Here is a 19,938-nt window from a genome sequence, read left to right as displayed (position 1 = left end):
GGCGCCCTTGACTTTGGAGGGGCGGCCCCGTACGCCAGCGCCACCCCACCGCACGGCCGACCCCTCCGCCAACACCCCACCCACCCCTCGCCGGATGCCCGATGTCTCGCGATCCGCCCCTCACCGTCTTGTTTCACGATGCGCCAACTCGCGATACGTCCCCACCCTCGTCTCGCCTGAAGGCCCCGAAACTTGGACCTGCGCCGTGCGCCCAGCACCTTGCGCCCCCGCCCCCGCCCCCGCCCCCGCGCCTTGCCCCGCGTCCGCGCCTTGCCTGCGTGTCAGCTCTGCGTCCAGGGACGGAGTTTGTCGGGGTTTCGGATGGCCCAGACGTGCTTGATCCGGCCGTCGGCGATTTCGAAGGCGTACACCGACACGGTGACGCCGTCCCGCTGGGCTACCAGGCCGGGCTGGCCGTTGACGGTGCGCTCCAGCATGACCAGGTCGGGGTTCCGGCCCGCGATGTCGGCGCAGGCGTGCGCGATTCGCTCGCCGCCTTCGATCGGGTGGAGCGCTGTCCTGACCTGGCCGCCGCCGTCGGCGGTGAAGGTGGCGTCCGGGTCGAGGAGGCCGACGAGGGCGTCGACGTCGCAGGTCTCCAGCGCCTGTTTGAAGCTCCGGACGATGCCGGCCTGGTGGGCCGCCGGGGTCGCGGGCGGACGGCCGGCGCGGATGCGGCGGCGGGCCGAGGAGGCCAGCTCCCGGCAGGCCGCCGGGGTGCGGCCGGTGATGTCGGCGATCTCGGCGAAGGGGTAGCGGAACACGTCGTGCAGGATGAGCGCGACGCGTTCGGCCGGGGTCATCGATTCGAGGACGACGAGGAAGGCCATGCTGACCGACTCGTCGAGGGTGACGCGGTCGGCGGGGTCGGCCGGGGCGGCGCCGGGGCGTCCGCTGACCCACTGCGTGGGTTCGGGCACCGGTTCGGGGATCCATTCGCCCACGTAGCGCTCTCGCCGCGCCCGCGCCGAGCCGAGCAGGTCGAGGCAGATGCGGCTGGCGACCTTCGACAGCCAGGCGCCGGGGGAGGCGATGGCGTCCTGCTGCTCGTGGGACATGGCGTACCAGCGGGCGTAGCTCTCCTGGACGACGTCCTCGGCGTCGGCCAGGGAGCCGAGGAGCCGGTAGGAGAGATTGATCAGCTGGCGCCGCTCGCTGATGACCGCGCTCAGGCCCGCGTCGGGGCGGTCGTGTGCTGGCACCGGGTGGTCGGTCATGTTCCGGAGGCTCCCTGGGGCGGCTCTGCCCTCATCAGTCCGACGAGATGCCGCACCGAAACGTCAGGTCGCCGCGCCGCCTGACATTCCGGCGGGCCGTGTCGTCGGACTGCTGAGACCAACCCGGCAGGCAGGGAGCCCGGCGACGTCACCGCCAGCGTAGTGACCGCTCCGGACGCTCCTGACTCCATGTGGCAAGGAGATGATCGTGGCGACACGCAGTGCAGTCCCGGCGGCAGGGCCGGGCTCCGAGGCGGCCGGGACGGCGGCCATGGATCCGAGGCGGTGGCTGGTCCTCGCCGTCATCGCCGCCGCCCAGCTCATGGTCGTCCTCGACCTGACCGTGATGAACCTCGCGCTGCCGTCGGCGCAGCGCGCGCTGGACTTCTCGACCGCGGACCGGCAGTGGGTCGTGACGGCGTACGCGCTGTCGTTCGGCAGCCTGCTGCTGTTCTGCGGGCGGCTGGCCGACCTGATCGGCCGCAAGACGACCTTCCTCACCGGCCTCGTCGGCTTCGCGGGCGCCTCCGCCGTCGGGGGCGCCTCGGTCGACTTCTCGATGCTGGTGACGGCGCGCGCCTGCCAGGGGGTCTTCGCCGCCCTGCTGGCGCCGTCCGCGCTGTCGCTGCTGGCCACGACCTTCAAGGACCCGAAGGAGCGGGCCAAGGCGTTCGGCGTCTACGGCATGGTCGCGGCTGCGGGCGGGGGCCTCGGGCTGCTGCTCGGCGGCGCGCTGACGTCCTACCTGTCGTGGCGGTGGTGCATGTACGTGAACCTGGTGTTCGCGGCGATCGCGATCGTCGGGGGCGTGCTGCTGGTGGGCAGGCAGGACAGGACGCGGGGCGGACGGCTGGACGTCCCGGGCGTGGCGGCGGTGTCCGCCGGGATGTTCTGCGTGGTCTACGGCTTCTCCAACGCCGCGTCGCACGACTGGGGCGCGCCTTCGACGTGGGGCTTCCTCGCGGCCGGTGTCGCGCTGCTGGCCGTCTTCGCCGTCTGGCAGTCGCGCGCCGGGCACCCGCTGCTGCCGCCCCGCGTCGTGCTCGACCGCAACCGCGCCGGCGCCTATCTCACCATCCTGGTCAGCGGGGCCGGCACCTTCGGCGTCTTCCTGTTCCTCGTCTACTACATGCAGGTGACCTTGGGGTACTCGGCGGTCAGGTCGGGCTTCGCCATGCTGCCGATGGTGGTGCTCAGCGGCGCCATGGCGAACCTGGGCAACACCAGGCTGATGCCGCGGCTCGGCCCCAAGCCGATGGTCATCACCGGCATGCTGCTCAACGCGACGGGCATGGTCTGGCTGACGCGGATCGACGCGCATGCGAGCTACGCGTCCGCGCTGCTCGGACCGCTCATGGTGGTCGGCGCCGGGATGGGACTCATCTTCGGCATGGCGGCGGCCACCGGGACCTTCGGCGTCGCACCGCAGGACGCGGGGGTGGCGTCGGCGAGCATCAACACCGGGCAGCAGCTCGGCGGCTCGCTCGGCACCGCGCTGCTCAACACCATCGCGGCCAGCGCCACCACCGGCTACCTGGCCGACCATGCGCACGGCCGGCCGACGCCGCAGCTGCTCCAGCTCGCGGCGATCCACAGCTACACCACGGTGTTCTGGTGGTGTGCCGGCATCTTCGCGACCGGCGCGGTCCTCTGCGGCGCGCTGCTGCGCTCCGGCCCCCTGACCCGGCCGGAGGACACGCCGCAACTCGACATGAGGGCGGGCGCGGGGTCAGGGGTTGGTGGCGGAGGCTAGGAAGAAGGGGACGGCCGCGAACAGGCGGCCGGTCCGGGCGCGTTCGCGCTGGTCGGCGAGCCAGTCGTCGGCGAGACGGGTCTCGGCGAGGGCGGCGAGCATGGGGAGGATCGCGCCGTCGGTGAACACGGCCGTGTGGATCTCGACGGCCACGTCGTGGAAGCCGGCGTCCAGGAGGAGGTTGCGGTACTGGCGGGCGGCTCGCGGGGACGGGACCTGGTCGGCGCGGGCGTGGACGATGGCGCGGGTCAGGTCCGGGAGCGAGGAGTCGAGGACGAGGGTGTCCCAGTCCTGGCCGCACAGCACGATGCGTCCACCCCGGGCGAGGACGCGGCGGGCCTCCGCCAGTGCGAACCCGGGTTCGGCCAGGCTGTGCAGGACCTTGTCGGCGCGGTAGCCCGCGAGTTCGCCGGCGCGGAACGGCAGGGCGCGGGCGTCGGCGACGCGGAGGTCGGCGTCCGGCAGGCGGGTGCGGGCGACCGCGATCATGCGTTCGTCGAGGTCGATCCCCACCGCCCGGACGCCCTGGGAGGTGAGTTCGGCGACGGCCCGTCCGGCGCCGCAGCCGATGTCGGCGACGAGCGCGCCGGGTGCGGCGCGGAGCAGGTCGTAGGTGCGGGCGCGCAGCCGGGTCGCGGCCGGGGTGGCGTCGGCGGCGTCGAGCCTGGCGATCAGATCCGTGGACATGCCGGTCATGCTGCGACTTAATGTCGACATGAAGTCAAGCGCCACGATGGGCATCGGGGAGGTCGCCGGGCGCTTCGGGCTCGCGACGCATGTGCTGCGGCACTGGGAGTCGGTCGGGCTGCTGCACCCCGAGCGGGCCGCTGGGGACCGCCGCCGGTACCGGCACGGGGACCTCTACCGGATCGCGGTCATCCTCCGGGCGAAGGAGGCCGGTCTCGGGCTGGAGGAGATCCGCGGGATGCTGGCGACCTCGGACGCCGGGCGGCGGCAGGAGATCCTGCGCCGCCGGCGCGACGACCTCGCCCGCCGGATCGCCGCCGCCCGCGCGGCGCTCGACGTCATCGAGTGCACCCTGACCTGCGACCACGACGACATCGCCGAATGCCGCCACTTCCAGGACGCGCTCGCCCAGCACATGGAAGAGCCCCGGGCCGTCCGGCCCGGGGCTCTCCACGCGTGACCGCTACTGGCCTTCGCCGTGGAAGGCGGTCTGGATGAGGCGTTTGCCGGCGCGGCGGTCGGAGTGGGTGCCCCGGCCGACGGGCAGGGGCCCGGGGCGGACGTCGAACAGGTTCCCCTCGTCCTTGTTCCCGGACATGATCAGCGCCGGGCTGGCCATGTCCTTCAGCCGCTGCATGACCGGGTCGAACATGGCGCGGCCCGCGCCGCCCATGGTCCGCGACAGGATCAGGTGCATGCCGATGTCGCGGGCCTGCGGCAGCAGCTCGGCGAGCTGCGCGAGCGGGTTGCCGGACGGGGTGGCGACCAGGTCGTAGTCGTCCACGATGAGGAACAGCTCCGACCCGCTCCACCAGGACCGGTTCCGCAGCTGCTCGGGCGTCAGGTCGGACGGCGGGAGCCGGTTGACCAGGGCGCCGTTGACGTCCTTCATCAGCCCCGCCGCGGCCGTCGAGGACGCCGCGAACCCGATGACGTGCTCGCTCTCGGCCCAGTCCAGCAGGGCCCGGCGGTAGTCGAGCATGATGATGCGGGCCTCGTCGGTGGTGTAGCGCGCCTTGATGGAGTCGACGATGACGCGCAGCAGGTTCGACTTCCCGCACTCGTTGTCGCCGAGGACGACGAAGTGCGGGTCGTTCTCGAAGTCGAGCATGACGGGCGACAGCGTGTCCTCGTCGATGCCGATCGGGATCCGCTTGCCGGTCTCGGCCACCTGCGGCAGCGACGTCAGCGGCAGCACGTCCGGCAGCATCCGGACCTGCGGCGCGCCGGGGCGGCCCTGCCAGCCGGCCCGGACCGTCTCCACCAGGTGCTTGACGCCGTCGGAGAGGTCCTGGGAGGACGCGCGGCCGTCGGCGCGGGGCAGCGCGCCGAGGAAGTGCAGGCCCTCGCGGGTGATGCCGCGGCCGGGCCTGCTCTCGGGGACGTTCGCGGCGAGCTTGCGGTCCATCTCCGACTCGTACGGGTCGCCGAGCTTGAGCTCCAGCTTCGTCCCGAACAGGTCGCGGATGGTGAGGCGGAACTCCGACCACTTGTTCGTCGCGGCCATGACGTGGATGCCGTAGCCGAGGCCGCGGGCGGCGAGGTCGGTGATGGTCGCCTCGACCGCCTCGAACTCCTGCCGGACGGTCAGCCAGTTGTCGACGACGAGGAACACGTCGCCGAAGCCGTCCCCGGGGATCTGGCCACTGGCGCGCAGCCGCCGGTACGTGCCGATCGAGTCGATGCCGCGCTCGGTGAAGAACCGCTCCCGCGACTCCAGCAGCCCCGACACCTCCGCGACGGTGCGGCGGACGCGGTCGGGGTCGAGGCGGCTCGCGACGCCGCCGACGTGCGGGAGGTCGGCGAGCGGGGCGAGCGCGCCGCCGCCGAAGTCCAGGCAGTAGAACTGCACCTCCTGCGGGGTGTGCATCAGCGCGAGGGAGGTGATGAGGGTCCGCAGCAGCGTCGACTTGCCGGCCTGCGGGTTGCCCGCCACGCCGACGTGTCCGGCGGCGCCGGCCAGGTCCAGCCACATCGGGTCGCGGCGCTGGTCGAACGGCTTGTCGACGATGCCGGCGAACGCGTGCAGCTGCCCGCGGCCGTCCCACCCGGCGGTGGTGAAGCCGAAGTCGGGGGTCTGCTGCAGGTTCGGCAGCACCTGGTCCAGCGTGGACGACTCCTCCAGCGGCGGCAGCCAGATCTGGTGCGGGGGCGGCCCGTGCCCGGCGAGCTGCTTGACGACGAGGTCGAACAGGCTGATCTGCGGGCCTTCGTCCTCCTTGGCCTGCTGCTGCCCCTGCGGCTGCTCCTGCATCCGCGGCTGCACGTAGGCGGGCGTGAACGGGACGATCTGGGCGAGCTGCCGCGGTCCCTGCCGCCCCTGGCTCGCGCCGGCGTCCTCCTCCGGGCGGTACGCCCCCGACACGTACGCGGCGCGGAACCGCGTCATCGTCTCGGTGCCGATCTTCAGGTAGCCGTTGCCGGGCGCCTGCGGCAGCTCGTAGGCGTCGGGGACGCCGAGGACGACCCGCGACTCCATCGCCGAGAAGGTGCGGAGGCCGATCCGGTACGACAGGTGCGTGTCGAGGCCGCGCAGCTTGCCCTCCTCCAGGCGCTGCGAGGCCAGCAGCAGGTGCACGCCGAGGGACCGGCCGAGCCGTCCGATCATCACGAACAGCTCGGCGAAGTCGGGCTTGGCCGACAGCAGCTCGGAGAACTCGTCCAGCACCACGAACAGCGTCGGCATCGGCTTGAGCGCCGCGCCCTGCTCGCGGGCCTTCTCGTAGTCGCGCAGCGAGGCGTAGTTGCCGGCCTGCCGCAGCCACTCCTGGCGCCGCACCATCTCGCCGTGCAGCGCGTCGTACATGCGGTCGACGAGGGGGAGCTCATCCTCCAGGTTGGTGATGATGGCGGAGACGTGCTGGAGGCCGTCCATGCCGAGGAACGTCGCGCCGCCCTTGAAGTCGACGAGGACGAAGTTCAGCACCTCGGACGAGTGCGTCATCGCCAGGCCGAGGACCAGGGTGCGCAGCAGTTCCGACTTACCGGAACCGGTCGCGCCGATGCACAGGCCGTGCGGGCCGTACCCGCCCTGCGCGGCCTCCTTGATGTCGAGCTCGATGGGGCGGCCGTCGGCGTCCAGGCCGATCGGGACGCGCAGCCGGTTGCGCGGCGCGCGCGGCTGCCACGCCTGCCGCGCGTCGATCCGGGCCGGGTCGGGGACGCCCAGCAGCGTCGTCAGCGTCGTCGCGGCCGACAGCGCGTCCATCTCCGGGCCGGTGGCGGCGCTGGCCCGCAGCGGCGCGAGCTGCCGCGCGAGGCCGTCCGCCTGGACGTAGCTGTACTGGTCGGGGCGGCCGAGGGAGCTGGCGACGTCCTTGCCGGTGCGGTCGCGGCGCAGCATCGCCATCTTGTCGGCGGCGACCCGCAGCCGCAGCATCGTGTTGTCGGCGGTCGGCGCGACGTGCCCGGTGAGGTCGATCACGCAGACGCCCTCGATGCCGTCCGAGCCGATCTGCGAGTCGGGGGTGACGGCGCCGCCGTCCACGATGACGACGTGGTACGGCAGGTCGTTCTGCGACAGGCCGGGGGTGAACCGGGCGCGGTCCTTCACCTCGGTGCCGAACATCCGCTCCAGCTCCGACAGGCTGCCCGCCATCAGCCGGACGGGCCCGGCCGCGTCCGTCACCGACGGGTGCATCGAGTGCGGCAGCCACTTGATCCAGTCCCAGTGCGGCATCGCCTCGGCGGACGCGCACACGCTGACCCGCATGTCGTCGGGGGAGTGGAACGCCGTCAGCTGCGCGATCATCGAGCGGACCATGCCGCGGACGGCGTCGATGTCGCCCATCGGCAGGATCCGGGAGAACGACGGCAGCGACACCGCGACCGGCAGGTTCGGGACGGTGGAGTGCGCGCGGACGAACCGGCGCAGCGCGCCCGCCGTCATCGGCTCCAGGTCCTCGATGGGCTTGGTCTCCGGCGGGATCAGCTGCACGGCGAGCTTCTGCGGGCCGGCGCCGATCCGCACGTTGCCGAAGTCGGGGTCGGCGGGGCGGCGCTCCCAGATCCGCGCGCTCATCACCAGCGACCACAGCGAGTCCGGCGCGGGGCTGTTCCACTCCAGCGACTCGCGCTGCTGGTCGGCGGCGCGCCGCACCCGGCGCCGCACCTGGCTCAGGTACCGGAAGTAGTCGCGGCGCGCGCCGTTCAGCTTGAACTTGCGCTCGCCGGACCCGCGGCCCAGCTGCCCGATCATCATGCCGCCCATGGCCAGCGCCATGCCGCCGCTGCTGATCATCATCATCGGCGACTTGGTGCCGCCGCCGACCATCATCAGGCCCATCATCACCGGCATGACGGCCATCGGCAGGTAGGTGAGCACCGCCTGCATGCCGCCGCTCTGCATCTCCGGGATCTCCGGCGGGGACTCCAGCAGCAGCTCGCCCTTCGGGGCAGGGGGCGGTTTCCGGCGCTCCTTGCGCTTGACGAGGAGTGTGCTCACCTGGGCGTTCCCTTCGCGGGCCCACTCGTCCCGGGGGCGGCCGCGATACGACGGGGAGCACGACCGACCCGCAGGTTGGTGGAGTTTGGTGTTGATTTAGCGTAATCGGACGTCACATCCTAAGCTGCGCGTCGATCGGGTCCAGCCCGCCGATCTGACCTGGAGGACGGGAGCTCCCGTGAATTCCCCCGCCACAACCGAACTGTGCAGGGTCACCATCGTCGCGCCGCGGCGGCGGATCGACGTGTCCCTGCCCGCCGACGTGCCGCTCGCGCACATGCTCCCGACCCTGCTGCGGGCCGCCGGAGAGAACATGGCCGATGCCGGTCTCGCGCACTCCGGCTGGGTGCTGCAGCGGCTGGACGGCAACCCCTTCGACCCGGCGCAGACGACGAGCGCGCTCGGGGTGCGGGACGGGGAGATCCTTTACTTCCGGCCGCGGATGGCGCAGCTGCCGGAGATGTCGTTCGACGACGTGGCCGACGTCATCGCCACCGGCATCCGGGAGCGGTCGGACCGCTGGCGCCCCACCACGACCCGCTCGTTCGGGCTCGGCGCCGCCGGGGTCGCGCTGGTCGTCGGCGCCGTCGTCATCGCGCTGTCCGGGCCGCCGTGGATCATTCCGGCGGCCGCATCCGGCCTCATCGCGCTGCTGACGCTCGTCGTCGCCATGGTGCTGTCGCGGGCCGTCGCCGACTCCGGCGCGGGCGTCGTCCTCGGGTACGCCGCGCTGCCGTACGCCTTCCTCGCCGGGGCGCTGGCCCCCGCACGCAAGGGCGTGGAGCTGTTCGACCTCGGCGCGCCGCACCTGCTCGCCGGGTTCGGGGTCGCCGCGCTCGCCGCGATCATCGCCGCGTTCGGCGTCGCGGACGGGCTGCCGGTGTTCCTCGGCGTGGCGTTCGCCGGGTTCGTCGGCGCGGTCGCCTCCGGCGTCGGGTTCGCCTTCGACGACCTGCCCGCCGCCGGGATCGCCGCCGTCGCCGCGGTCGTGGTGATGATGTTCATCGCGGCCGTCCCGTCGCTGTCGTTCAAGCTGGCGCGGGTGCCGCTGCCGCCCGTCCCGTCCAGCGCGGAGGAGCTGCGCCGCGACACCGAGACGGTCGACGGCCGGATGGTGCTCGCCCGCACGGCCGCCGCGGACCGCTTCTCCACCGGCCTCATCGCCTCGATCGCGCTCGTCGCGGCGGGCGCGATGCTGTTCCTCTTCAACTCCGACGGCTGGGCCGGGCCCACGACGAGCGCGGTGATGTCGGTGTCGCTGCTGCTGCGCGCCCGCGTCTTCCGCGGCGTGTCCCAGCGCGCCTGGATGCTGGTCGTCGGGCTGTTCGGGCTGGTGCTGACGGTGATCGGGGTCGCGCTGCACGGCGACCAGGTCGTCGCGCTCGCCGCCGCGCTCGTCCCGCTGCTGGTGATCGTCGGCATCGTCGTCGGCGTGACGCTGTGGCTGCCGACGCACAAGCCGACCCCGTTCTGGGGACGCTGGGGCGACATCCTCGACATCCTGGTGATGATCTCCCTGATCCCGCTGGCGCTCGCGGTGCTGGACGTCTACTCCCGCGTGCGCGGGCTGGCCGGGTGAGGCGCTGATGCAGAGCCGGCGGGATCTCTACCAGGCGCACCGCCTGATGACGCAGCGCGTCGGGCTCGCGCTGCTGCAGGGCGAGCCCGACGTCGCCGAGTCGCCGATGCGGCGGCTGTCGGCGGCCGCGTTCGGCGGCGTGATGGTCGGCCTGCTCGTCGTCGCGGTCTTCGGCATCTGGGGGGTGCTGTCGCCGGGCGGCGCCAAGGGGCTGGACGAGGCGGGCGTCCTCATCATCGAGAAGGAGACCGGCACCAAGTACATCTACGACGCCAACACCAAGAAGATGTTCCCGGTCGCCAACTACGCCTCGGCGATGCTGGCGCTGAACTCCGACAAGGTCACCCGCCGCAGCGTGTCGCGCAAGTCGCTGGACGGGTTCGAGCGCGGCGCGATGATCGGCATCCAGGGCGCGCCGGACTCGCTGCCCGACAGCAGCCAGCTCATCCGCGGCCCGTGGTCGGTGTGCGTGCGCGAGACGCAGGCCGCCAACGGCGTGCCGCAGGAGCTGACCGCGCTGGCCGCCGGCCGGAACGTGGGCGGGCGCGGGCTCGGCGACGGCGAGGCGCTGGTGGTGCAGTCCAGCGGCAGCCCGTGGGTGATCTGGAAGGACCACCGGATGCCGCTGTCCCTGCCGCTGAACCAGGTGCCGGTGCTGACGAACGGCCCCGAGGCGGCGAAGGTGCCGCCGACGTGGCTGAACGCCATCCCGTCCGCCGGCGCGTTCGGCGCCCCGAACGTCCCCGGGCGCGGCAAGACGGTCCCCGGCCCCGGCGGCGGGCAGGCGAGGGTCGGCCAGGTGTTCCGGGCGCAGACCGGCGCGGGCGGGCAGACCCTCTGGTACGTGATGCTCCAGGACGGGCTGTCGCAGATCAACGCGACGCAGGCGCAGCTGCTGCTGCTGGACCCCAACGAGAGCCAGGCCTACCCGGGCGCGAGCGCGCGGCCGGTCGACACCGACGTGTCGTCCGCGCAGCGGATCACCTCCGGCACCCGGCTGCTCGACCAGAACCTGCCGCCGACGCTGCCGAAGTTCGCCAAGTGGGACCCGTCCACCCCGCTGTGCTCGGTCTTCCCGGTCGGGTCGGCCACCTCGCACCTGACGGTCGGCGGGTCGCTGCCCGCCCCGTCCGCGGGGGTGCTCGGGTCGGGCTCGGCCGGCGGGGCGAGCACCGTGGACCAGATGGTGCTGCCGCCGGGCGGCGCGGCGCTGATGAGCCTGGTGCCGGGCGGCGGCGACTCGTCCGCCTCCTCCGGCGAGGGCTCGGGGTCGCTGTCGCTCGTCAACGACCAGGGCATCCGGTTCGCGTTGCCGTCGGCGGACGTGGCGAAGAAGCTCGGCTACGACGCCAAGAAGGCCGCGCCGGTGCCGTCCAGCGTGGTGCACCTGATCCCGCAGGGCCCCGCACTGGACCCGACCCAGGCCCGAAAGCCGATTCCGACCGTCCATGGCTGACGAAGGGAATGTCCGTAATCCGATGTGACGTACATCACACGAATACTCCCATCCCGCCATGAACCGCTAGATCATCATTCACGTCGACATAGGCGGGACATACGACCTATGATCGCTGACATTTCGTGCCTCAGGAGTGCTCCCCGGGCAGGCCGCGCGCCAGAGCCCCTCGGCTCCTGGCGCGCGGCGCCACAGACTCGCAAACGGAGGTGACACTGTGGGTGGACAGTCCGCAGTCGACAGAAACGCAATGCAGCAGGCGGCGACGCGGATCGAGGACTCCGCGAACATCGTCAAGGGCCTGCAGAGCCAGCTCGAGGGCCACAAGTCCTCGCTGATGGCCGGCTGGGCCGGCAACGCCTCGGTGTCCTTCGACCGGGTCTTCAACGAGTTTCAGACCGAGATGAACAAGGTCCGCACCGCCCTGGACGGCATGCACGAGAAGCTGACCCACACGAAGATCACCTACGAGTCGACCGAGCAGGAGCAGACCGAGGCGGTCAACAAGATCAACCAGCTGCTCAACGGCAGCACCTGATCGTCCTCCCACCCCGTCGACCCCTGAACGCGAAGGACTCGTGACGTGAGCGACAGCTACACCAAGGCAAACTTCGGCACCATGCAGCAGGCGCAGGCCGACTTCTCGCTGGCCTACCGCGCCCTGACCGACGAGCTCCACGACCTGGAGAAGAGCCTCGAGCAGCACCTCTCGCAGTGGGAGGGCAGCGCTCAGGGCGCCTACTGGGAGGCCAAGCGCACGTGGGACAGCGCCGCCGCCCACATGGGCCAGGTCCTCAACCAGCTCGGCGTCGTCATCGGCGAGGCGCACAGCAACTACAGCGCCGCGGAGCGCCGCAACCAGGGCATCTGGGGCTGAACGACCGCTGGACCGCCTACGTCGTGCCGCCCCCGCCGGGCCGCACGGCGTAGGCGCGCCAGGGGGGTCCGGAGGCCATTCGCAGGAGGATGAGCTATGAGCAAGTACCATCTGCCGCCTGAAGCGCTCGCGAAGGTCGACTACACCTACACGACCGGCGCCGGTGAATACAGCCAGGTCCAAACCCAGCATGGGATGACCCAGCAGGAGTGGGACAACCTTCCTGAATACGAGCAGCGGCAGCTCTACTACCAGTACGGCGTCCCCGCCAAGAGCCCGACGGACCCCTCCAACGCCGTCCCGCGCGGCTCCCAGCCCGACGACGAGAAGTGGGGCGTCGAGGCCGACGACGGCTACGAGGTCGACCCGCAGGAGCTGCGGGACCTGGCCAGCAAGATGCACAGCCAGTTCACCGGCTGGCAGCAGCGCCTCGGCAAGGTCCAGCAGATCGCCGTCACCACCGGAAACCTCGGCGGCGTCCCGGGCAGCGAGAGCTTCGTCGACCTCGCCAACCAGTCCCGCGACGGCTTCGGCACCTACATCAAGAACATCACCGACGCCTACAACGGTGTGATCGAGAAGCTGAAGGCGACCGCGGACGGCTACGAGGCCGCCCACGGCAAGACCCAGAAGCAGGTCAACAGCGTGCATCCGGGCAACGGCAGCCTGGCCTAAGGGCGGGTAGGCGGAAGGAGGGAAGAGGTATGACCGAGGAGTACTACGTCATCCGCGGCTCTCAGTCGTGGTCCAAGCCGACTGCCGACGGGATGAGTCTCGACGACGTCAAGAAGAAGTTGTCGAGCATCAACTCGGCGCCGGTGAAGGACGCCGGTACCGCCTACTCCGACGCGGCGGACGCCCTCGCGGAGATGAGCACCGCGTTGCGCGGGTTCGCTGAGACGCTCGTCAAGCACTGGAAGGGCGACGAGGCCAAGAAGGCCGTCCAGCAGCTCCAGCAGGTGCACTCGACCGCCATCAAGCTGTCGAACAACAGCCATACGAATGCCAGTACCTACCACTGGTACGGCACGCAGATCCTCGACTGGTACAAGCAGGCCGGTCAGGACGCCAGTGACGGTCTCATCCACACCGGCGGCGACGACAAGCACGGCCGGGAACTGATGCAGCGGTTCCTGAACCGGACCGGTGAGGCGTTCAACGCCCATCCGACCGAGATCACCAAGGACCTGCCCCAGGACAAGGGCGGACTGACCGACACGCCTCCGGGCGGTCCAAGCGGTCCCGGCGCCGGCGGTGGCGGCGGCTTCGGAGGCGGCGGTGGCGGCCTTCCCGGTGGTGGCGCCGGTGGTGGTGGCGCCGGCTTCGGCAGCGACCCCGGTGGCCTCGGCAAGTTCGGCTCCGGCAGTGGCGGCTCCGGTGGATCCAGCCCGTTCGCCCCGGTCGGTGACGGAGGACCGCACCTGCCCGGCGGTGGTGGCGCCGGTGGCGGTGGCGGTGGCTTCGGCAGCGACCCCGGCGGTCTCGGTGGCATCGGCAGCGGCGGTGGAGGTACCGGCCTGGACGGAAGCGGCGGCCTTGGCAGCGACCTGTCGAGCTTCCCCGGCGGCGGCGGTGGCGGCGGGGGCATGCCCACCGGCCTCGGCGGAGGTGGCGGCGGCGGCTTCGGTGCCGACCCCGGCGGCCTCGGCGGCGGTGCCGGTGCGGGCGGCGGCCTCGGCGGCTTCGGCGCGACTCCGGGTGGGATCGGAGCGGCCGGTGGCGGCCTCGCGGGTGGCGCCGGTGCGGCCGGACGGGGCGCGGGCGCGGGCCGTATGGGCGGCATGCCCATGGGCCACGGCGGCCACGGCGGCGGCGACAGCGAAGAGCGCGAGCGCACGACCTGGCTGTCCGAGGACGACGACGTCTGGGGAGCCGACGATGACACCGCACCTCCGGTGATCGGCTGAACGCCGCGGAACTGACGACGTGAACAGGGCGGACGGGGGCCTGGCCTCCGTCCGCCCTTTCCGCATCTGGATGGGATAGGACGAATGCGACGGCTGATCCAAGCGGCGACGGCCGCGGCGGCGGCGGTGACCTTGGCCCTCGGCCCGGTCACCGCGGCTCAGGCGGCCCCCATTAGCTCGAACGAGTGGTGGCTCGGTGCCTGGAATATCCAGTCTGACGTGTGGCCTCAGACGAAGGGCGCAGGCGTTACCGTCGCCGTCGTCGACACCGGGGTCAACGCCTCACTGCCCGATATGAAGCCGGCCGTGCTGCCCGGCATCGACCTCTTGCATGACCGTATGAGCGGGGACGGGCAGAAGGACCACGACCCCAACGAGGGCCATGGCACGGCCATGGCCAGCCTCATCGCGGCTCGCGGTACGCATTCGGGCTTCTACGGAGTCGCCCCCGAATCGAAGATTCTGCCTATCTACAGTCCGGGAAACTCACCGACCGACGTGTCCAAGGCGATCCACTTCGCCGCCGATCACGGCGCCAAAGTGATGAATTTCTCCCGCGGCGGATCGTCTTCGGTGTTCAAGCAACAGTGCCCGGACGAGGTGCTTCAGGCCCTCAAGTACGCCGAGCAAAAGGACATCGTGGTCGTCGCCTCCGCCGGGAACGAGGGTGACTATTCGAACGATGCCATCTACCCGGCGTCGTGTCCGGGTGTGCTCGCCGTCGGTGCGATCAACCGTCAGCTGAAGCCGTGGGAGCACACCCAACGGCAGAACTACGTGACGGTCGGAGCGCCCGGTGCCGACGTCGGCGGCATCGGCAAGACCGGCCATGTCTACAACAGCGGTGCGGGGACGAGCCAGGCGTCCGCTCTGACGTCGGGGGCGGTGGCACTGGTCCGCAGCAAGTTCCCGCAGATGAAGGCGCGTCGCGTCGTCCAGCTCCTGACGAACACCGCGAAGGACTTCGGGACGCCGGGCAAGGACGACCAGCTCGGTTACGGCGTCATCAGCATTCCACGGGCGCTGAAGAACAACGTTTCGCAGGGCGCCGAGAACCCGGTCTATGCGCGGCTCGACAAGGCGGTCGTCAAGAAGCCCACCGGCGGCGACAACCAGGCGGCGCCGAAGAGCGACAGCAGTGACTCCGGCGGCTCGAACACGCCCCTCATCGCCGGCGTCATCGTGCTGGTCGTCGTGGTGGTCGGTGTCGGGCTCATCATCGTGCTCCGCCGCCGGAAGTCCAGCGGCGCCGGCGGGCAGCCGGGCGGACCGTACTCGACCGGTCCCTTCCCGAACGGCCCGCAGCCGATGGGCCAGCCGGGCACGCCCCCGTCCTTCGGAGGCCACACCGGCGGCCAGCCGCTGCCCCCGCAGCCCTACCAGGGCCAGCCGAACCCCCACCAGGCGCCGCCGCCGCAAGACGGGCCCTACCCGCCGCCACCCGCGCCCCAGGGACACCCCAACCCGAACTTCGCACCGCCTCCCGAATGATCGTTGCCGACCCGGGCCGGTCGGTCGGCCCGGGTCAGCGGCGCACGCAGGTCCTGCAGGACGACAGGGCCGTGGTGACGTCGCGTGCGACGGCCTGGGCGGCCTCGCGGGTCACGGATTCGTCCAGCGGGACGGCCTTCTTCTGAACCGCGACCCCGTCATGGTCGAGCGGGTAGGCGGCGCCGTCGAAGTCGACGGTGATGACGGCGTTCTCCGTCCGGACGACCATTCTCGACGTGCCGCTGCGTCCGAGGACGGTCGTCGTCACCGTGTGATGCAGGAAGGCCTCGTCGCCGAGCCCGCGCGTCAGGATCGGCGCCTCGTTGTGGATCGACCCGACGCTGTCGGTGGCCGTCCCCTCCTTCGAGGTCCGCCAGGCCGACTGGTAATCGGACTTCGCGTCCGCGAGCCCGGGCCCGCCCGCGAACAGGCGCATCACGACCCGCAGATGCCGCGAGACCAGCGTCCTGCCCTTCTGGGCGCTGAGCGGTTCCCGCCATTCGCACGCCACATACTGCTGGTCGCCGGAGACACCGCCGGCGTCAGGCGCCGGCTTCCCCGCCGCCGGCAGGTACTTGGACAGGACGGACGTGGACGGCGACTGGCACGCCTCCGGAAGCGCCGCGAAGTGAATTCGAGTCGCGGGCTTCTCGTCCGAGCCGGACGTCCCCCAGACCACCGCGCCGCCGATCACGACGATCGCCGCAGCCGCCCCAGCGATCGCGACTCGAGGCCGCGCCTTCGCCCACCCGAGGACAGATCCCCGCGCCGACCTCTCAGGCGCTGAGCCTTGCTCTGAGCCCTCCGCAACCGGCTCCGGCGCGACAACCCGCGGCGCTGCCTCGCGGTCGCCGCCGGCCTCCTGAGCCTCACGGTACGACCCGTCCAACTCCTGATCAGGAGCCACGAACTCCGGCCGCGAACCCTCAGCCAATTCTCAAGCCCCCAAACCACAATGAGTCGACCGTCCGATACGCCGCGAGATTAACACCGAAGCGAAGCCGGCCTCGTACGTCCTGAAGTTGAGGTTCGCGTTCGCACGGCGTCTCAGCCGTCCCGGTGCAGGCGACGACACCCGGTGGCGTGGACGCGAACGGCGGAGGCAGAGGTGGCAGACCAGGTTGCACTCGACTTGTTGACTGGGCCTTGACTTGCTTTGCCAGGCGCGGAAAGATTCCGCCGACTCCTGGCGACGTCGCCTCCGGTCTGTTGGAGGTGGCCGTTGCCGGATGCCTGACCGTCCCCGTTCTGGACCCGCAAAGGACATGCGTGATCATCCCCTCGTCGACCGCTGACGGGGGTGTCGGTAGCGCCTTTCGTCGTCGTCTTGGCCACCAGTGGCGGGATTCGAAATTCCCGCAGGGAGGGTGATCGTGACGATACGACCTGGTAAGGCGGCACTGCTGGCCCTTTTAGGTGCGCTCACGTCGAGCTGCGTCTCCACGAATTCGACCTCCGCTTCGCCTTCCGCGAGCGTGCCTGTTGCCCCGATCAGCACCGCAGGCCCCACGCCGGGGCACTGGCGCGCCGCTTGGACCAGGACGCTCTCCCTGGCTCAAGAGGCGGGCGAGATCAGGGACCTGACCATGGTCGGAGGAGTCCTGGTGGCCGCCTCGCCCCAGGGTGTTGAAGCTCTCAGTGCCCGGACGGGCGCGACCGTATGGCGCAGCGTCTCCTACGACCATTCGGGAGTTGCAGCGTTTGCGGTCAGCGGGCAGCAGGTGGTCATTGCGACCCGTGGTGGGCGCTGGATCAGTGTCCACGCACCCACAGGCCAGGTCTCCTGGCGATCACAAGCACCACCCGGCGCGTTGATCCCGTATTCCGACAAACTCCAAGTGCTGGCCGGGGCGGCGACGGTTCCAGTGGTCTCGCTCGACACCCATACCATCCGCGGCGTCGACAGCCGGACCGGGCGCATCAAGTGGAACATCGGCCGGCAGCAACTCTACGGTTGCACGCCGGACACCTCCCGACTGACCCAGCCCAGCAGTGTCGAGACTCAACGGTACGTGAGCAAGAACTGGCTCGCCATTCCGGTCACTTGCGGCACGAGAAGCGCCGTCGTCGCGGTTGACGCCGCATCGGGGCATGCCACGTGGCGCCATGGAACTCTGACGCCGGATGACTCTCCGCTGTCGTCCGCGGGCGACAGATTCGTCGGCATCAATGATGACGGTTATGGAGTCTTCGAGCAGGGAGTTGAAAAGAATTCCCATAAGCTGATCGTTCAGGATCCGTCCGGTCAGGCCAAGACGGTACTGAACAAAGCCCAGGCCTACGATATCTGGGGCCCCCTTTCTCCGTTGGCGATGGTGGGCGGCAATATGATCGTTCCGTTTTTGCGGAACGGAGAACACTACTTCGCTGCGATGACCGCCAGCGGAGGCCGTACCTCGATCGTGAGCCTTTCGGAGGGGGTGCGGGTCGCAACGTTCGACGGCACCCGTGCGTACGGGATTCAGAAGGACGGGTCGATCAAGGTAGCGACAGTGGGGCGGGCGTTATCGGTCGAAGTGAATCCTCCCCTGAAGGGGAATGCCTTCTGGGTTGCCGCAGGGAATGAATCCCTGCTCGCCGCTGCTACGGACGATGCGTCGGGGAAAAGCCGAGTCACGATAACGTCGATCGGAAACTAAGGTTTCTTCTCATGACCGAATATTCTGTCTTCCACAAGTCGCTCGTGACGACTGCGCGCTTAATCGCGCAGGGCGCGAGCTCTTACGAATCGACTATGCCGGACGATGGTCTTCCCGTACCCCGGGGAGGGAATCTGGCGATCGACCGGATGATGGAACTCACGCTCAGAGCCTTGGGGAACGCTCACGGCATCGTTGCCGATGTCATTGACTCTCACTCATTCAAACTGGTTCAAGCGGCTGCCACGTATTCCGAGGCCGAGTCCAAGGCGCTTGGCGCCGTACAGGAGATCGAAAAGGCGCTCCGAAGTGGTTACAGTGGCTATTCGATCCCGGATGCCACGGACGGTCAGCCCAAGAATACGGTTCTGGAAAATCCCACTCTCGGAGCATTTCGACCCCATCCGCCGAAAATTTCGCACGTTAAGGCAGGGGATAGTGTATCTCTTTCCGCGCTGCAGTACATGAACAATTGGGGTGATATCAGCGGGGCTACGGGGCCGGGTAGTTCGGGACCCGATCCGTGGATCGGCGGCGATTTCCAAGGGATGATCAGGCTTGTCTCCCAGCTTCGGGTGTTCAAGGAACAGACCACATCGCTCGTCGACGATCTGAAGATCGCGGCCAAGAAACTGATCGGAACGACCGGAGCGGACTGGCAACCTGGCTGGCACGGCCCGGCCGCGTCGCTGTTCGCCCAGGCTTTCGCTCGCGATGCGGCGACCATGCAGTCTCTCGGCGACGTGGTGGCGGAAAAGTTCGCCGAGCACATCGACTGGCTGGTCTGGCGCTTGTACGGAATGCAGCTCAAGCTCGAAGAGCGTGCTCAGGTCCTCCTCGACCAGGGGTGTCGCATACAATCCGTGGAGGGGAAACTCTATGTGACCACCACGGCCGGCATCACGCCGAGCATGCCACAGAACGAACTGCGTGATCATATCAATGACCTGAATTCCTTGTTCAGCGACCTTCACGGCAAGGCAACAAAAGACCGGAATGTGGTCGCCCGACAGTTGAACGACCTTTTTGAGAAGTGCAAGGAAGTTCTTCAGTGGCATGCGGACAAGAATAACGCCAATCGGCCCGACAGCGATCTGAATCCTTCGCAGTCCCGGAAGCTCGGGGACTATCAAAAGAATCTCGGAAAGATGGAGAAAGATTACAACGAGGTCAGTAAGCACCTCCAGGTCCATTGGATGGAAAGCGGGAAGGCTGCCCTGGGTGTCGCCGCCGGTACGGGGCCTTGGGCTGCATGGACCGGACCCGCGTACACAGTCATCAAAGCTTTTCTCGGAATATCTTGATCTTCAGTCCTCGCCTTTACCCCGCGCGCTCGCCAGGCCGTCGAGAGCGTCTGCGGCGACCGCCGCCGCAATCGCGAGCCGTCCAACTGCTCGTCGGGGCCATGGCTTCCGGCCGCGACCCCTCTGTCAACACTTGAGCCCCAAAAACAACCGGGTGTGTTGTCTTCATTGGGTCAATGAATGCTTTGAGAGATCGTTTCCGCGTACTGTCGCGCGTATTCAAGGCTTTTGGAGTTGTTTTCTACTAGACCGAGCAGTCGGAAGGTCGAGACGACGTCGATGTTCCCTCGCGCGACGTACACGTTCACCAGTCCGACGTTCATCGTCATGCAAGCGGTATCGGCGATGCCGCTGATTTTCTTGCACTTGCCGGACTTGATGTCGGAAACAATTGAGTTGGATGCCACTGAGGCGGTGGGCCAGGCGCTTACCGTCGCGGTGGCCACGGACCTGTCGTCGCCGTGAAGGGCTGTGGAAGCTTGGCAATAGGCGTGCTTGTCGCCTGACTCCTGGGACCGTACCTGGAGTCGTCGACCCAGCAGGAGTGATGTGCTATGGGAGGTGGCCAGCATGCAGGCGGAAGG

The 19,938-nt window shown here is 69.7% G+C and carries 16 protein-coding genes; 11 read left to right on the top strand and 5 right to left on the bottom strand.

Going from position 1 to position 19,938, the window contains the following annotated elements; all coding sequences use genetic code 11:
- Positions 1 to 281 precede the first annotated feature (281 nt).
- Entirely contained in the window at positions 282 to 1,217 is a 936-nt protein-coding gene (sigJ, locus tag ABD296_RS38290) for an RNA polymerase sigma factor SigJ (RefSeq protein ID WP_344279251.1), read from the bottom strand.
- A gap of 208 nt (positions 1,218 to 1,425) precedes the next feature.
- On the opposite strand from sigJ, the gene ABD296_RS38285 reads away from it, so the two are divergent.
- The gene (locus ABD296_RS38285; RefSeq protein WP_344279248.1) at positions 1,426 to 2,970 is read left to right on the top strand and encodes an MFS transporter; all 1,545 of its coding nucleotides are present in this window, start codon (positions 1,426 to 1,428) and stop codon (positions 2,968 to 2,970) included.
- Here the strand turns inward: ABD296_RS38285 and ABD296_RS38280 are convergent.
- Positions 2,947 to 3,657 carry a methyltransferase domain-containing protein gene (locus tag ABD296_RS38280; protein WP_344279245.1) on the bottom strand — a complete coding sequence of 237 codons (711 nt, stop codon included), beginning with the start codon at positions 3,655 to 3,657 and terminating at the stop codon, positions 2,947 to 2,949. The two genes, ABD296_RS38285 and ABD296_RS38280, sit on opposite strands and share 24 nt — an antisense overlap.
- Positions 3,658 to 3,685: 28 nt before the next feature.
- Between ABD296_RS38280 and ABD296_RS38275 the strand changes: the two genes are divergently transcribed.
- Complete coding sequence (locus tag ABD296_RS38275) at positions 3,686 to 4,117, top strand: MerR family transcriptional regulator (protein WP_344279243.1); 432 nt, start codon at positions 3,686 to 3,688, stop codon at positions 4,115 to 4,117.
- A gap of 3 nt (positions 4,118 to 4,120) precedes the next feature.
- Here the strand turns inward: ABD296_RS38275 and eccCa are convergent, their stop codons facing one another.
- Positions 4,121 to 8,101: a type VII secretion protein EccCa gene (gene eccCa / locus ABD296_RS38270; RefSeq protein WP_344279239.1), complete on the bottom strand. Its 3,981-nt coding sequence runs from the start codon at positions 8,099 to 8,101 to the stop codon at positions 4,121 to 4,123.
- Positions 8,102 to 8,279: 178 nt separating this feature from the next.
- Here eccCa and eccD point away from each other — a divergent pair, with 178 nt between their 5' ends.
- The 7 genes from eccD to ABD296_RS38235 all read left to right on the top strand — a co-directional run bounded on the left by eccD (position 8,280) and on the right by ABD296_RS38235 (position 15,411).
- Positions 8,280 to 9,680, top strand: coding sequence for a type VII secretion integral membrane protein EccD (gene eccD / locus ABD296_RS38265; protein WP_344279235.1), 1,401 nt, complete (start codon positions 8,280 to 8,282; stop codon positions 9,678 to 9,680).
- Between the two features lie 7 nt (positions 9,681 to 9,687).
- Positions 9,688 to 11,136 carry a type VII secretion protein EccB gene (gene eccB, locus ABD296_RS38260; RefSeq protein ID WP_344279233.1) on the top strand — a complete coding sequence of 483 codons (1,449 nt, stop codon included), beginning with the start codon at positions 9,688 to 9,690 and terminating at the stop codon, positions 11,134 to 11,136.
- Positions 11,137 to 11,272: 136 nt separating this feature from the next.
- Positions 11,273 to 11,674, top strand: coding sequence for a WXG100 family type VII secretion target (locus tag ABD296_RS38255; protein ID WP_344279230.1), 402 nt, complete (start codon positions 11,273 to 11,275; stop codon positions 11,672 to 11,674).
- Between the two features lie 45 nt (positions 11,675 to 11,719).
- The gene (locus tag ABD296_RS38250; protein WP_344279227.1) at positions 11,720 to 12,013 is read left to right on the top strand and encodes a WXG100 family type VII secretion target; all 294 of its coding nucleotides are present in this window, start codon (positions 11,720 to 11,722) and stop codon (positions 12,011 to 12,013) included.
- Positions 12,014 to 12,109: 96 nt separating this feature from the next.
- Positions 12,110 to 12,688: a WXG100 family type VII secretion target gene (locus ABD296_RS38245; RefSeq protein ID WP_344279224.1), complete on the top strand. Its 579-nt coding sequence runs from the start codon at positions 12,110 to 12,112 to the stop codon at positions 12,686 to 12,688.
- A gap of 29 nt (positions 12,689 to 12,717) precedes the next feature.
- Positions 12,718 to 13,920, top strand: coding sequence for a hypothetical protein (locus ABD296_RS38240; RefSeq protein WP_344279221.1), 1,203 nt, complete (start codon positions 12,718 to 12,720; stop codon positions 13,918 to 13,920).
- An 84-nt stretch (positions 13,921 to 14,004) separates the two neighbouring features.
- Entirely contained in the window at positions 14,005 to 15,411 is a 1,407-nt protein-coding gene (locus ABD296_RS38235) for a S8 family serine peptidase (protein ID WP_344279218.1), read from the top strand.
- Between the two features lie 34 nt (positions 15,412 to 15,445).
- Here the strand turns inward: ABD296_RS38235 and ABD296_RS38230 are convergent, their stop codons facing one another.
- On the bottom strand, positions 15,446 to 16,105 hold the full coding sequence (locus tag ABD296_RS38230; protein WP_344279215.1) for a hypothetical protein: 660 nt from the start codon (positions 16,103 to 16,105) through the stop codon (positions 15,446 to 15,448).
- Positions 16,106 to 17,015: 910 nt separating this feature from the next.
- On the opposite strand from ABD296_RS38230, the gene ABD296_RS38225 reads away from it, so the two are divergent.
- Both ABD296_RS38225 and ABD296_RS38220 read left to right on the top strand, forming a co-directional pair.
- Entirely contained in the window at positions 17,016 to 18,050 is a 1,035-nt protein-coding gene (locus tag ABD296_RS38225; protein WP_344279212.1) for an outer membrane protein assembly factor BamB family protein, read from the top strand.
- An 11-nt stretch (positions 18,051 to 18,061) separates the two neighbouring features.
- Positions 18,062 to 19,354, top strand: coding sequence for a hypothetical protein (locus ABD296_RS38220; RefSeq protein WP_344279209.1), 1,293 nt, complete (start codon positions 18,062 to 18,064; stop codon positions 19,352 to 19,354).
- Between the two features lie 173 nt (positions 19,355 to 19,527).
- On the opposite strand, the gene ABD296_RS38215 is transcribed toward ABD296_RS38220, so the two are convergent.
- Positions 19,528 to 19,800 (bottom strand): hypothetical protein, encoded by a 273-nt coding sequence (locus ABD296_RS38215; protein WP_344279206.1) that lies wholly within the window; start codon positions 19,798 to 19,800, stop codon positions 19,528 to 19,530.
- Positions 19,801 to 19,938: the final 138 nt, after the last annotated feature.

This window comes from Actinomadura napierensis, assembly GCF_039529375.1.
Taxonomy (GTDB): Bacteria; Actinomycetota; Actinomycetes; order Streptosporangiales; family Streptosporangiaceae; genus Spirillospora; species Spirillospora napierensis.
This window is presented reverse-complemented; position numbering and strand designations above follow the sequence as displayed.

What these genes read in the sequence shown, in the direction of transcription:
- sigJ (WP_344279251.1), bottom strand. Translation starts at nt 1,217, where the DNA reads ATGACCGACCACCCGGTGCCAGCACACGACCGCCCCGACGCGGGCCTG.
- ABD296_RS38280 (WP_344279245.1), bottom strand. Translation starts at nt 3,657, where the DNA reads ATGTCCACGGATCTGATCGCCAGGCTCGACGCCGCCGACGCCACCCCG.
- ABD296_RS38275 (WP_344279243.1), top strand. Translation starts at nt 3,686, where the DNA reads ATGAAGTCAAGCGCCACGATGGGCATCGGGGAGGTCGCCGGGCGCTTC.
- eccB (WP_344279233.1), top strand. Translation starts at nt 9,688, where the DNA reads ATGCAGAGCCGGCGGGATCTCTACCAGGCGCACCGCCTGATGACGCAG.
- ABD296_RS38245 (WP_344279224.1), top strand. Translation starts at nt 12,110, where the DNA reads ATGAGCAAGTACCATCTGCCGCCTGAAGCGCTCGCGAAGGTCGACTAC.
- ABD296_RS38240 (WP_344279221.1), top strand. Translation starts at nt 12,718, where the DNA reads ATGACCGAGGAGTACTACGTCATCCGCGGCTCTCAGTCGTGGTCCAAG.
- ABD296_RS38235 (WP_344279218.1), top strand. Translation starts at nt 14,005, where the DNA reads ATGCGACGGCTGATCCAAGCGGCGACGGCCGCGGCGGCGGCGGTGACC.
- ABD296_RS38220 (WP_344279209.1), top strand. Translation starts at nt 18,062, where the DNA reads ATGACCGAATATTCTGTCTTCCACAAGTCGCTCGTGACGACTGCGCGC.